The 13,943-nt window shown below is 39.4% G+C and carries 8 protein-coding genes; 3 read left to right on the plus strand and 5 right to left on the minus strand.

Annotated elements, in window-relative coordinates:
- Positions 1–356 precede the first annotated feature (356 nt).
- Positions 357–1,730, minus strand: a complete 1,374-nt coding sequence (gene pbp4b, locus OTG27_RS20555) for a penicillin binding protein PBP4B (protein WP_268937990.1) — start codon at positions 1,728–1,730, stop codon at positions 357–359.
- Positions 1,731–2,412: 682 nt separating this feature from the next.
- On the opposite strand from pbp4b, the gene OTG27_RS20560 reads away from it, so the two are divergent.
- Genes OTG27_RS20560 through OTG27_RS20570 form a run of 3 tightly spaced genes read left to right on the plus strand, consistent with a single transcriptional unit; the run spans position 2,413 to position 6,328 of the window.
- Entirely contained in the window at positions 2,413–3,987 is a 1,575-nt protein-coding gene (locus OTG27_RS20560) for a spore germination protein (protein WP_268937939.1), read from the plus strand.
- 27 nt (positions 3,988–4,014) lie between these two features.
- On the plus strand, positions 4,015–5,118 hold the full coding sequence (locus OTG27_RS20565; protein ID WP_268937940.1) for a spore germination protein: 1,104 nt from the start codon (positions 4,015–4,017) through the stop codon (positions 5,116–5,118).
- The gene (locus OTG27_RS20570) at positions 5,102–6,328 is read left to right on the plus strand and encodes a Ger(x)C family spore germination protein (RefSeq protein WP_268937941.1); all 1,227 of its coding nucleotides are present in this window, start codon (positions 5,102–5,104) and stop codon (positions 6,326–6,328) included. The genes OTG27_RS20565 and OTG27_RS20570 overlap by 17 nt, the downstream gene beginning before the upstream one ends.
- Before the next feature lie 607 nt (positions 6,329–6,935).
- Here OTG27_RS20570 and OTG27_RS20575 read toward each other — a convergent pair.
- The 4 genes from OTG27_RS20575 to gnd all read right to left on the minus strand — a co-directional run bounded on the left by OTG27_RS20575 (position 6,936) and on the right by gnd (position 13,882).
- Entirely contained in the window at positions 6,936–10,121 is a 3,186-nt protein-coding gene (locus OTG27_RS20575) for a biotin/lipoyl-containing protein (RefSeq protein WP_268937942.1), read from the minus strand.
- 37 nt (positions 10,122–10,158) lie between these two features.
- On the minus strand, positions 10,159–10,851 hold the full coding sequence (locus OTG27_RS20580; protein ID WP_268937943.1) for a coiled-coil domain-containing protein: 693 nt from the start codon (positions 10,849–10,851) through the stop codon (positions 10,159–10,161).
- Between the two features lie 1,498 nt (positions 10,852–12,349).
- Complete coding sequence (locus OTG27_RS20585) at positions 12,350–12,472, minus strand: hypothetical protein (RefSeq protein WP_268937944.1); 123 nt, start codon at positions 12,470–12,472, stop codon at positions 12,350–12,352.
- Between the two features lie 6 nt (positions 12,473–12,478).
- Complete coding sequence (gnd, locus tag OTG27_RS20590; RefSeq protein ID WP_268937945.1) at positions 12,479–13,882, minus strand: decarboxylating NADP(+)-dependent phosphogluconate dehydrogenase; 1,404 nt, start codon at positions 13,880–13,882, stop codon at positions 12,479–12,481.
- Positions 13,883–13,943: the final 61 nt, after the last annotated feature.

Genomic DNA, 13,943 nt, shown 5'->3' on the forward strand with positions numbered 1-13,943 from the left:
CAAGACGGAGCATATAAAAACCTATCCTTGCCCAAACTGTATAGAATAAAGCTTCAAGACATTCTGATAGAACAAGAAAAAAGGCCCCCCGACATTAATGGGAGGTCTTAAACTTTGGCTCTTTTCGTAAAGATTGTTGTTTTTAAACGAAACTATTTAAGGTTGATTGGAGCGGAAGTGCGAGACTCCTGCGGGAGCAGCGGGACAGGTGAGACCCCACAGGCGTTTACGCCGAGGAGGCTCACCGCACGCCCCGCGGAAAGCGAGCATCTGGAGGGGAAATCAACCACAACTCACTACCTGGTAAATAGCAACAAAGTATGTGAAAACAGCCTAAACTTTATGGAGATATCCGTTTATTCATTCGTTTCCAATGCTTCATAAATCGCAGTTACAACACTTCCATAGCTTCCTGTTTTGAAGAGGTCGCCAAAAAACTGATTGGAATTGGCTACAGGATTGACGAGCGGAGAGTGCTTTTTATTAGTTAGTAAAACGATCCCTAAATCTATTTCCGGATCAATGATCGTGACCGTCCCGGTCCATCCAGTGTGACCATAGGCACTGTCGCTTGCAAGAGGACTGAACATCCACTCCATGCTAGCATCGCCATTTCGTCTCCAACCAAGACCATATGTAGGATTCATCTCGGAAGGTGCGACGAATTCATCGATTGTTTCTTGATCAAACAACGTATGTTTACCGTATCCCCCGCCATTCAGCATCACCTGCAGAAGGACGGCCATATCTTTCGTATTGGAGAAAAGGCCGGCATGCCCTGAAACGCCCCCCATCGAATAAAAGGCTTTTTCATCATGCACTTCCCCTTGAAGTGTGTATGTACGAATGTTAGGGAAATCTATCACGCCATCCCGGGTGTTGCCAAGCAATTCGGTTGCGGCAAAATCCCTTGGCTTAAAGCCCTTTCGCAGAGGATTGAACTTAGTATTTTTCAAACCAAGCGGCTTGTACAATTCATTTTCAACATAGACATCAAGCTGCTGACCCGTTACATCTTCAACAATGGCACCAAGCAGCATATAATCCACATCACTGTAAACATTCTGTGTTCCAGGTACATATGTGAGCGGTGTCTTGGAAATGAACTCGATGGTTTTATCCCGCTCCTGGGAATAAAGTTCTTTGGAAACCTTTGGATTATGGTATTGCGGGTCGGGTCTAAACCCCGCAGTATGATGTAGAACATCAATAACCCTCAGATTATCCTTTCCTTTGATCACATCCTCCTCCGTGTCTTTGAATTCAGGAATGTATTGCTGCACTCTTGCCTGGATATTCAGCTTGCCTTCGCTGACTAATTTCTGAATGGCAAAATTGGTTGCATACATCTTCGTGTTTGAAGCAAGGTCAAATAACGTGTCATTTTCCATTTTTTGAAACTTCTTAAGAGTTGTATGTTCATTAAACTTCTGTTTGTACCCGTAGCTTTCATTTTTAACGATCTTTCCGTCCTTTATGACAATCAAGGCAGCACCGGGGAAACCGGCCGCCACTTCCATTTCAATGAGCTGATCCACTTTTTCCAGCTTTTCAGACGAAAATCCCGCTTCTTCCGGTTTATTTACTTTCTTTAATATTGGATACTGACTGGCAGTCTCCTTACTCACAGCGGCTTCATGATTTGAGTTTTCATTAGCAAAAGACACGGAAGGTGCTAATAAGGAAAGTGCCAGAATTGAACTCAGTGTGCAGCTTGTCCATATATTCATCATTTTCCACTCCTTTGAAATCACTTTTAAAAATAAAGAACAACTTAACCGAAAGCTAATATTCTCATTCATTCCGTCCTTTTTACACCAGGCTTTACAATTTGATAATATGTTCCGGGTTGTGATTTGGATCTCTTATTTCAAGTTGGTTAATGCAGAAATTTCCCAAAATCGGGTGATATTTACAAATAATTCTCAATTTTCAGTATATGTTATTTCGAACATCATTTCAATTTGATCTTGATATTTTTAAAATTATATTTCAAATCTTGAGCTTAAGTCATCCCCCGTTCTAAGAAGTAAAGCCTATGTTCATTAAAGCTCACTACTATAATCAATGAGTCATTCGGACAAGTCCCAGACATCGATTTGGCCTCTTCCTTCTCCTCAATTATATTCAAAATCAATTTTTTCACATAGTACATACGAAGTATAAAGTATGTAAATACGGCTAATTGCTTTTAACTTCATTGCATAAGAAACGTGGAAGATATTAATACTATTTGAGAATTAAAGGAATTTTAGCGGCTACTTGAAACAAGTATAGGGTGATGAAAATGTGGAAAACTATTGTTTCCTACCTTCCAGAATGGCAGGTTTTTATACAAGCTTTTATTGTGTTTGTTATTCCGTATTTAATCTCCAAATTGTTTAATCGGCTTCGCAACTCAAAGGATGAGTGATGAAAATGAAAGAGTGGATATCAAAGATCGGTAAAAAAGGAAAAGGTACCGATAAAGACAAACAAGAGGCAAATACCTCCCAAGATTCAACTGATCAGTTTACAGATAATTTTAATTTAAATCTAGAAATGGTTAAGCAAGAAATTGGACATAATTGGGATGTTCATTTTCGAGAATTTAATATCGGCCGTACCGGTATTCGGTCAATTATCATTTATGCAGATGGATTATCAGATAAAGAAATCATTGATAAACATATCATGACATCATTGATGGTTGACTTTTCAGCAGAATATAAACAAGACCTTCCTTACATCAAAGGAAGCATTTCAAAAGAATTCATAAAAAATGAAGTGTTATCTATCAGTGAGGTAGAAGAAGTTGGTTCCATTAAAGGGTTAGCATCAAAAGTATTAACAGGTTCTACCGCGCTTTTAATTGATGGATTAGTGGATGCCCTAATCCTTGGTACAACAAAAATAAAAACAAGGACTGTTGAAGAGCCGGTGTCAGAGGCATTAGTCAGAGGTCCACGGATCGGTTTCACTGAATCTTTAGTTGATAATACGTCTTTTTTAAGAAGTAGTGGTGAAATTGAAAATTTATCGTTAGTACAATTCCAAGTAGGTAAGCAGTCAAGAAAAGACTTAGTTGTCGCTTACATTAAAGATATTGTTGATCCCGAATTAGTTCAAGAGGTAGAAAATCGAATTAAGAAAATTGATATTGATAATGTGCCGGAATCTGGTTATGTAGAGCAACTCATCGAGGATAATTACCTTAGTCCTTTTCCTCAGGTACAGAATACAGAGCGTCCTGATCGCGTGATTGCTGCTTTGATGGAAGGCCGGGTGGCCATCTTATTGGATGGGACGCCATTCGCTTTGATCGTTCCAGTTACATTAAGCATGATGTTACAATCACCAGAAGATTATTATGAAAGATGGATTCCTGGCACATTCATACGTTTACTCCGTTATCTCACAGTTGTTTTGGCTCTTTTTACACCGTCTTTATATATAGCTTTCATCTCATTTCATTCAGGGTTGATTCCGACCAAACTGGCCGTCTCCATTATAGGAACCAGGTCCGGGGTTCCGTTTCCTGCACTTATCGAAGCATTATTCATGGAAATATCCATCGAAATTCTGAGGGAAGCAGGACTGCGATTGCCTAAGCCAATTGGTCCGGCAATGGGTATCGTCGGCGGTTTAATCATTGGGGAAGCTGCTGTACAGGCAGGGATCGTTAGCCCTGTTTTGGTGATTGTAGTAGCGTTAACTGCTATATCATCTTTTTCCATTCCGCACTATAGTATTGGGATTACATTACGGATTCTGCGTTTTCCAGCTATGATTTGTGCTGCCACATTTGGATTATACGGGGTCATTCTCTTTTTTCTTTTAATGACCAGCCATTTAGTGAAATTAAAAAGCTTTGGTGTACCTTATATGAGTCCAGCCGTTCCTTATCGTTTAAGTGAATGGAAAGACCTGATGGTTCGCATGCCGCTTATGATGATGAAGCGCCGTCCAAAGATGATGCATACAAAAAATCCCATACGTAAAGGATAACCTATCGGTGAAAGGGTGATTAAAAGAATGATTCTCAATCCGAAAGACCAAATCACGACTCCTCAAACAGCTGTCATTATCATCAACTTTATACTCGGTACAGGATTACTCACCCTACCCCGTTCAGCTACGGAGAAGGTGCATACACCAGATGTATGGATAAGCGTTATAATAGGCGGGATCATCGCGATAATCGCAGGGGTGATCATGGTCAAATTAAGCCAACAGTTTCCCGATAAGACCTTTTATCAATACATCAATGAAATTGCAGGAAAATGGGTGGGGAGTTTACTCAGTTTAGTTATAATCTGTTATTTCCTTACGACATCCGGATTTCAGATCCGCTCAATGGCTGAAGTTATAAGGTATTTACTTCTGGAGGGTACCCCTACATGGGCAATTATTATGATTTTCATGTGGGTAGGTCTTTATCTCATCATCGGTGGCATTAACCCGATAGCCCGTCTTTTTGAAATTATATTACCTTTGACGGTTATCCTTTTTTTGGTAGTTGCCTTTATGAGCATCAAAATATTTGAGATTGATAATCTGCGTCCGGTATTAGGAGAAGGAATCACTCCTGTACTAAAAGGAGTAAAAACAACGGCTCTCGCTTTTTCAGGTCCTGAAATCATATTACTGCTTCTTCCGTTTATGAATCAGCCCAAAAAAGCAGTAAAAGCCATGCTTGTTGGAGTTTCCATTCCATTGATTTTTTACGTGATAACGGTCGTCATGGTTATCGGAGCATTGTCTATTGATGGAGTGGTCTTGAGAACATGGCCAACTCTTGATCTGATACGGAGTTTTGAAATCTCCGGTTTGATCTTTGAACGGTTTGAATCTTTTTTGCTCGTGGTATGGATCATGCAAATATTCGCCACATTTACCATAACCTACTTCGCAGCCGCTTTAGGGCTAGCTCAACTTTCAAAAAAGAGCATTCACCCATTCATGTTTGGCTTACTTCCGGTTCTATACATCATTGCCATGGTTCCGAAAAATATGAATGACCTATTTAAACTAGGGGATTTCGTCGGCAATGTCGCAATGTTTTTATTTGGTTTACTTCCGCTTCTCCTGCTTATCATCTCAAGAATAAAGGGAGGAAAATATGAAACAACCACATAACAATATACGTCCCCTCTTCATTTCCCTCTCCGTTCTTTTGTTCTTAACCCTTACAGGATGCTGGAGCAGTCATGAAATTGAAGAGCAAAGTTTAGGTGTAGGTATGGCATTCGATAAAGCCAAGAAGACACCCATCGAAAAAGAGATAAATGAACAAGGGGGGGGATATTTGAAAAAAGACCTGATTACTGCAACCTATCAGCTTATCACTCCACAAGTAGCAAGTTCAACAACGAAACAAGCCGGCCCACAAAAAAAATCTTATATTAATGTTTCTCAAACGGGAGATTCCATTCTTCAAATGACTCGTGAATTATCATTGAGAAGTGAACAACCCTTAACCGCTCACCATATGAAAGTGATTGTTATCAGTGAAAAGCTTGCAAAATTGTATGGTTTGGAACAAATACTTGATCTTAACTTTCGTGATAATGATTTTAGACCAAGCTGTCTTTTGCTCATCAGTAAAGGAAAAGCGAGCAACACACTGGAAACAAAGACAGCAGGGGAAATTCCAGCGTTTCGTTTGGTTGGTATTGGAGAGAATGCCTATCGAACAGCGAGGATTTTGCCTCCTATGTCGCTTATTAAGGTAGAAAGTAAGATTAAATCAGGATCTAGTTTTCTGTTGCAAAATGTACTATCAGTGAATGGGGAAGTCAAATTTGCCGGGGCTGCCGTAATCAATGGAAAGACACACAAAATGACTGGTACTTTGAATGAGGAGGAACTGGAGGGCGTCACATGGATAACAGGTAAGGGAAAAGGCGGTGTATTGAAAAGCTTTGATGAAGAGACTGGTCAGCTGATTGTGTATGAGGTAGAGTCCATAAAAAGCAGCATTATACCTAAAGTTAAAGGAAACAACATCTCTTTTGATGTAAAAATTGAATCAGTGGGAAGGCTGTCTGAGAATTGGGTGATTTCAGGAAATACTTTCAAAAATGAATTTCTCAAAAAGGCAGAAAAATCCTCTGAAAAAGAAGTGGAACGCTTGGTGAGAAATGTAGTAGAAAAAATGCAAAAAGAATACCAAGTGGACGTTGCCGGCTTTGGAAATCGATTGAGAATTGAGCACCCCAAAGTATGGAAGAAAGTCAAAAAGGATTGGGGCCAAACATTTAGCGAAACTCCAATCAACTACGATGTAAAGTTAACAATTAATGATTATGGCACATCAGGAGGATTAAAAGGTAAAACCTCAGAATAACAACTAGAGTATCTAGCATTAAACGTTGAAAGTGAAAACTTCTTCCATTGCAAGCACCACGGGAAGCTATTAAACAGTGACCATGGAAATACAATATCCGATGAGCATGAAAAGGCCTCCTACAGTAAACTGTGGGAGGCCCTTAACTTAAAAGTGAGTTATTTTCCACTCAAGGCGCCTTTTTCATAAAACCTTAACCGATGCAACAGGTGAAGACATCTTCTATTTATATAACACTCAGATAAAACATAGCACCTCTAATCTTGATATGTTCAATTGAATCAATCAACCCACAAATGCCCATACAATTGAATTATCTGTTGTGTGTCACGAAAATATTTTTTGTTTAGGCTCTTTTCGTAAAGATTGTTGTTTTTAAAACAAAACTATTTAAGGTTGATTGGAGCGCAAGTGCGAGACTCCTGCGGGAGCAGCGGGACAGGTGAGACCCCACAGGCGTTTACGCCGAGGAGGCTCACCGCCCGCCCCGCGGAAAGCGAGCATCTGGAGGGGAAATCAACCTCACCGTTTTACTTGGTAAATAGCAACAAAGTATGCGAAAACAGCCTTTGTTTAAGATATCTTCCTGAATTCACCAACAAAAAGATTAACTTAAATCCACTTTAGTAATTTCACTTAGATAATTCCCACTTATAATCGAGCCTTCATCTGCAACAACATATTCGATGACAGTCGGGCTTATGGTCCGAATATAAACAAATGCTGAATCATCTACATGCTTTATTCGAAGCTTTTTCCTCTGTGCCTGCTTAATATCAAGCTGGTTGGTACTAGCTTCCGGCAGGCTTGTGTAATAAATCTCAAAGTCTTCTTCTGATGCATCAATGAAAAGATGCCATTTGTTATACTCTTCTTCTTGATCAATCATTGTTTTTAATTTCCCTTTTCTCCCGATGCCAAGAAAATACTTGAACTTTGATTCCCCATTCACCATATCGCAGTCAATAACTTTTATACTTCCGCCTTTTCTGCTTTGTACAAGCCCAAAGGCAACGCCTGTTTTTCCTGTAGGGGCTGTTATTATATCCCGGTTAACCACTCTGTTTCTCTCTTCTTGCTTTAAATAAGCGCCTTCTGTCCCTAGTGGCGGGAGAATCTCAAAAAGGGCACCAGACACTTCCCCCCAGTTTTGAGTGTTCTGCACTTCCCTTTCAATCCATTTATTAAATAGATTCATGACGACCGGGGATTTACTTGAATTACCCGCAAGCAGTATATTCACTTTATTAATTTTGCTGTGTTCTGACCGGGCAAAAGCGCGCCGTAGAGACTCAAAGAAATTTTTAATGCCTTTGTCGATTCTTTCCTCAATCAACTGTTCCATTTCATCTTGATCGATCAATAGTTCCACATTGAGTTTTGCGCGGCCGGCTTTGTCAAATAAATCTGCCCGGATCATACCTTTTCCAAACTGTTCTTCATACCGTTCATGTCTTTCCCAAAGCGGCCTTAATTTTTCCACCAATTGTTTCGTATTTAAATAGGATTCTTGTGACTCATTAATCAATGTTTCACTTCCGGGAAATTTCACACATTCCGCTGGGAGGGTAAAAGGAATGTTTAACTCACGCATTGTTCTTTGGTTGTTTTTAAACACTTGGAACGCCAAAAGCTCCAGCATGTTCTCACCGCCTAAATACCGGTCCCCGCCCGCTGCAAAATGTTCAATGACATAATCATATCTGCTTTCTTTCAAGCCCGCTTCGCGCCAAATCCCAAAATCAAAATCTGTCGTTCCTCCACCAAAATCAAACACACCGTAGTACGTTTTTTCATCCTCTTCCGGTTCAAATCCGTATTCCTGTAACGCACAAACGGCATAGGCAGCAGGTTCACTCGCCCCAGCGGTGACACGAAACTTTTTCATTAATTCTTCATCCTGCTGAATCGGCATAGGAAGCGTCTTTTTTAACCCGCGTTCAAAACACGTTAGAATTTTTTCCCTTACCTCTTTTTCATACGTCACCGGGAAAGATAAGGTGTAATCGAGGTAAATTCCATTGTTCTGGTTATTGATATACAAACCGAGGTAATAGGCGTACAACTCGATTGGGTTGATTTCCTGATCGGTTAAGTCCAAAAAGGAACGCAGTACAACGGCATATCCCCTCTTGTCTTTTAATCGGAGTTCGTTATTCTTTTCTCCAGCCCACTGCTTTAGATTATTCAATATGGAATAATAATGGTCACTCTTTCCATTCATCAAGTTGTTAAGTGCATTGTGGGAAACCGTCACATCCTGCCACCTTGTATCTGGTCTTCCTTCTTTTTCTTGATATAGCTCCAGGAAATGTTCTAAATCAATAAATTCAATCACGGTTGGATTTTCATAATGCCAGTCTTGTACTTCCGTGTTTAGGTAGCCAACCCCAATACGCATGGGAAGAGTAACATCACTTTCTTCTTGATGAACGACAACTGTACTTTTCGTTCCAAAATCAATGCCGACTATGCCGTCCTCCCTAATATCCATTTTAGGGTTCCTGGCCATTATTTCTTCGTTCAGTTTTATCGTTAAAGGTTTTTCATCAGAGGTGACAGGCCATAAATCCCAATGTCCCCGGTTTGGATCTGTTAACATCTTTTCATCATATGTATCAATATCAGCCCTTACTTTTTCAGAGTTTAAAAGCTTCTCATAAAAAGTGTTGGAATCGATAGCGATCGATGGCAATTCTTTAAGAAAACTTTCATGATCTAATTCCTTTAATTGATACAATTCCAGCAAATAATCATACTCCTTCTGGCGTTCTGCGCTTAATCCGCTTGGAACTAACCGGTTTTCCAGCCAAAGATGGAGAGCCTTTCGGTCATTGATTTCAAAAGCATTTTCCCCATTTAAACGGAGGACGGGAACGAAAAATCCTTTTCCCAGCAAATTGTTTTTTTGATTTACTACATCGTAGCTTTGAATGTCGTACCCGTTGGATTTAAACGCTATCGATTTAGAAGAGTTAGCCGTTTGATTGGCAAATATCCTTGAAATGGAAGGATTTTTATTCGCGGAATAATCGTCTAAAGTTAATATTCTCTTATATACAGGGTGATCGGTTGTATTGAAACTTTTCGCAGCCTCTTCCCGTGTCATGGCATCACCTTTAAAACCGGAAACGTCCAGATGCTTTTTATAGTCAAAATCCTCGTCCATTAATTCATAGTATTTTCTATAAGGAAATACCGCTGCGATGTTGTGATCATATATAATATTCCCATCATTCATGTAAACCCATCTGGAACGGAGCATTTTTTTAATGTCTTGAAAGAAGCTCGCCTCATCCTTGAAGAAGGTTTCTTCTGCACTCTGATATAAATGGCTGATTAACGATCTCACTTCTTTATAAGTCATTGAAATGGCAGAGACCGGAACGGTTTGGGAATCCGTTGAGAATGGAACCTGCTCTTCGTTCTTATTCATTAAGTATATGGAACTGTCTATGTTATTTTTTTCGGCTAAGCTTGTTACGTTCTCAATCGGCTCTTTATCTTCCATCGTTTCTTGTTTTTCAACTTCTTTTAATAATTCTTCAGAAATTGCATCACCAGAATCCAAATAACATATCAGGTCACCAATCTTGACTATAGTATCCTCCGCTACGTTCAATTCTTTAAGGGTACCTTCTTTTTCTGAAAAGAGGTCAAATTCGATGCCCTCACAGCTGAATTTGGCTAAGCTTTCGCCGACCGTAATATAATCGCCTGGCTGTTTATACCATTGCACAAGAAGGATTTTTTCAATGCCTTCTTCAATCTCTGGGATAATAATCGATGTCATTGTATTTCTCCTTTACTATCATTCTCTGTTTCGCCTGCTAGATTCTCACAACGGATTTTTTAATGGTTTTACCATTAATGCTTATATATCCTGGCAGCAGGACTTCCATGATGTTCCCGGATATTTTGCTATTTAAGGCCCTTATGTATAAGTCCTCCCTGAAGACCTCATTCATTTTCACTTCCTGTATTTTATATAAAGGGGTATCGTATGTTTTACTGTACTCTTGAAAGAAATACAGAAAAAGGGCGAGCAAAGTCTCTCTTTCCTGCTCCCGTCCTTCCATAATCTCGTTTTTGATAAAATCCCACAAAGATGAAATGTTTTCATATTGCACGCCACAGACTATAAATTCCTGCACGGAACCACCCTTGAAGATTCCTTTCAAGGAACTTTTAGTGGTTTCGGATAATTGTTGAACAGCTTCGTAAAGTTCTTCTGCTTCCCGATAGTCCGCTCTTCTCTTTTGCAATTCATTATAATAGGATTCCATTTTCTCATTCAGATGGTGGATCATTATTTGGCACTCACTAATTTCTGCTTTTTTCGAGGCAAGCTCTTGTTGAAGTTTTGCTATTTCATTTTCTTTTTCTTTCAGCAGCTCCTTATGCTCCCCCAATTGACTATACGAGCCCGCTTCTGCTATTGCTTGTATCTTTTCAATGACTCTTTCGTCTTGTAGGGAAACCATTAATGCCTCAATAAAACCATCATCCCATTCCTTATTCATCTTTACACTCCTTTCAAAAGTGTTAACCAACCATACTCGCTCTGTATATGCATGAAAAAGTTTTCCTTTTTTTGCCATAGAAAAATCCCCTCCCAGATAGACTGTTAGGAGAATACAACCATAACTTATATTCCAGGATATCAGTAGTGAGATTACTTATTTCTTATCAAAAATACGTATATAACGTATTAAAGATGTATGAATAATATGATGCTTACTTTCACTTTTCACTATTAAATACTCACAGTGTTCCATCCTTTTTAAGACTTCTTGTAAAACATCCTCTTTTTTACTACTCAATCCTTTTTTTATTTTCTCCCACTTAACATCAGCGTCAAGAGTATAACAAACATAGAATTCCTTTAACAGGTTAATCTTCCCCTTAAATGCTTAGTTTCTTTAACTGTTTTTATTATTTATATCTAATCCGAATTCATATTTTTCCTCAATCCGATATACTACCTTATGAGTACCACTTAATAATATTCGGTATGATCATGTTGTTTAAGTGGGTTGAAATGACTAGGGTCAACCTCCGGATTACTTGATAAGAAAAGGCCTCCCCTCAGTAAACTGTGGGAGGCCTCAGACTGTAGACAAACTCGATGAAAATCGAGTTTGTCTACAGTTGCTTGTACAAATTTAGACGTTGATTGGAACGTAGGCACTCGCTTTCGCGGGCGGTCAGCCCTCGGCGCACTTGCGCCTGTGGGGTCTCCCATGGACTCGCTATTCCCGCAGGAGTCTCGCACACCCGCTCCAATCAACTATGTTTAAAAATTTGGATAGAACTCCTTTTGCCTACAGTCTTTTTTGTTTTAAAATAGATCTATTAAAACTTGAGGTGATGAGGATGCTTTCGAAACATCATTCTATTCAACGAGATCAACTTGAAATGATTACATATGCTCCCCATTCATCTTTCAATAAAAACCCGAACAAAAAAAGCCCTTCTCGTTTGAGATGGCCTTTCGTTATGCTGTTCCAGCACACTCGCTTAACTATTAAATCGCACATCTTGATGCTAGTGGATTCTTGATGGTTCGCATGCATGTTTGTATGGGAGCTTAAACAAATTATCCATAACAGCATTAACACAATCTTCACAATAATAATTGACGAACTCTCTACCTTGTTCAAAAATTGGTGTCATCGTATCTATGTCAGCCCATTTAAAACAGTAAATACACATTTGCCTCATGATATATCACTCCTTTTCCACGCGGAAATAATTTGGTAATATCCAAAAGAAGAATATGTGCCACTTGCTGACATTATTCAAGAAAGGTTTGCGAACCCCGGCTGTAAAATTAAGGTGTCAGGGGAATTAAATGCTTTAAACCGATACATTTATATACCACTTAACCTGAGTATTAAACCTCCCCCAAAAATATTATTCATTGCCCCTCAATCTTTTCCACCAAGACTTTTTCCATTTTGAAGTTCACCCATGGTTCAAAATAACGCAATCAATCTTTTTTCCCTCACTAAAATTCCTTTATCCACTAGCTGCACCTTTTGTTAAATAAGAAAAAAGAGTTGCCAAAGCAACTCTTTTTTGAAGTAAAATACCTGTTTCAACTACATGAATGGTATTACAAATGACTATTTCTTTTGTCACTTTCCATCACTGCCAGTTCGTGTGGAAAACCCCTGCTAAATCACGTCGTTCATAGGTATGCGCACCAAAATAATCACGTTGTGCTTGCAAAAGGTTAGCATTTGAGATTCCTGTTCGATAACTATCGTAATAAGTAAGTGAAGAGCCTAAACATGGAAACGAGATGCCGGAATTTATTCCCTCACAGACTACCTTTCGCAATCCCACCTGGTACTTTGCAGCCTTTTCAGCGAAATATGGTGAAATCAATAAATTGGCCAGATTTGGCTGCTCTTGATAGGCTTCGCTAATGACGTTTAAAAATTCTGCCCGAATGATGCAGCCGCCGCGGAAAATAAGCGCAATATCCTTCAAAGGCAAATCCCAGCCGTTAAGTTCAGAACTCATTTTATATTGAGTGAAACCTTGCGCGTATGCACAAACCTTTCCCATATATAATGCTTGCCTAATATAGTCAATCCACTCATTTTTATCTAATTTTTGCTGAACGTTCTCAGGCCCTGTTAGAATGTTTTCCGCATGAACCCGTTCTTCTTTTAGAGCGGAAATGTAGCGCGCAAACAAAGACTCTGTAATGATCGATGCTGGTATTCCGTTATCAATCGCTTGCATGCTGGTCCATTTTCCTGTGCCTTTTTGTCCTGCTTTATCGAGAATCACATCAATCAATGGTAAGCCCGTTACTTCATCTTTTTTCCTTAAGATTTCGGCCGTGATTTCGATTAAATAACTTTTCAGTTCGCCTTGATTCCATGTTTCAAAGATGTCAGCAATTTCATTAACCTCTAAATGCAATTTTTCTCTTAAAAATGTATATGCTTCGGCGATTAATTGCATATCTGCATACTCAATCCCGTTATGTACCATTTTCACAAAATGACCTGCCCCTTTTGGACCGATATAGGTACAGCAAGGAGCATCATTTACTTTAGCTGCGATTTTTGTCAGGATTGGAGCTACTTTTTCATAGGCGTCTTTATCTCCTCCTGGCATGATTGAAGGTCCTTTTAACGCACCGACTTCCCCGCCGGAAATACCAATTCCTACATAACTGAATCCTTTAGATTTCAATTCATCATATCTGCGTTCAGTATCTTCGTAATGGGAGTTACCGCCGTCCATGATAATATCGCCCGATTCAAGATGAGGAAGTAATGAAGTGATCACCGAGTCGATCGCTTTACCCGCAGTCACCATCAGAAAAATCTTTCTTGGCGTTTCCAGTGACTGAACGAAATCTTGGATTTCGTAATACGGATGGATTGACTGACCGTCCAATTCAGCAACAAGCTGATCGGTTAAATCTCTTGTGTAATTATAGACAGCTACTTTTTCTCCTTTATTAGCCATATTTAACGCGATATTACTGCCCATTACCCCTAAACCAATGACACCAATTGTATTGAACATTATTTCTGCTCCTTCTTATGTAAGAATAATAGGCAGTAAATCCCTGCCATAAGTCGGGGAT

The sequence above is a fragment of the Peribacillus sp. AS_2 genome (genome assembly GCF_026891895.1).
GTDB classification, from domain to species: Bacteria; Bacillota; Bacilli; order Bacillales; family DSM-1321; genus Peribacillus; species Peribacillus frigoritolerans.

Coding starts and splice junctions, on each gene's coding strand:
- OTG27_RS20565 (WP_268937940.1), top strand. CDS start 4,015: ATGATTCTCAATCCGAAAGACCAAATCACGACTCCTCAAACAGCTGTC.
- OTG27_RS20560 (WP_268937939.1), top strand. CDS start 2,413: ATGAAAATGAAAGAGTGGATATCAAAGATCGGTAAAAAAGGAAAAGGT.
- gnd (WP_268937945.1), bottom strand. CDS start 13,882: ATGTTCAATACAATTGGTGTCATTGGTTTAGGGGTAATGGGCAGTAAT.
- OTG27_RS20575 (WP_268937942.1), bottom strand. CDS start 10,121: ATGACATCGATTATTATCCCAGAGATTGAAGAAGGCATTGAAAAAATC.
- OTG27_RS20570 (WP_268937941.1), top strand. CDS start 5,102: ATGAAACAACCACATAACAATATACGTCCCCTCTTCATTTCCCTCTCC.
- OTG27_RS20580 (WP_268937943.1), bottom strand. CDS start 10,851: ATGAATAAGGAATGGGATGATGGTTTTATTGAGGCATTAATGGTTTCC.
- pbp4b (WP_268937990.1), bottom strand. CDS start 1,730: ATGAATATATGGACAAGCTGCACACTGAGTTCAATTCTGGCACTTTCC.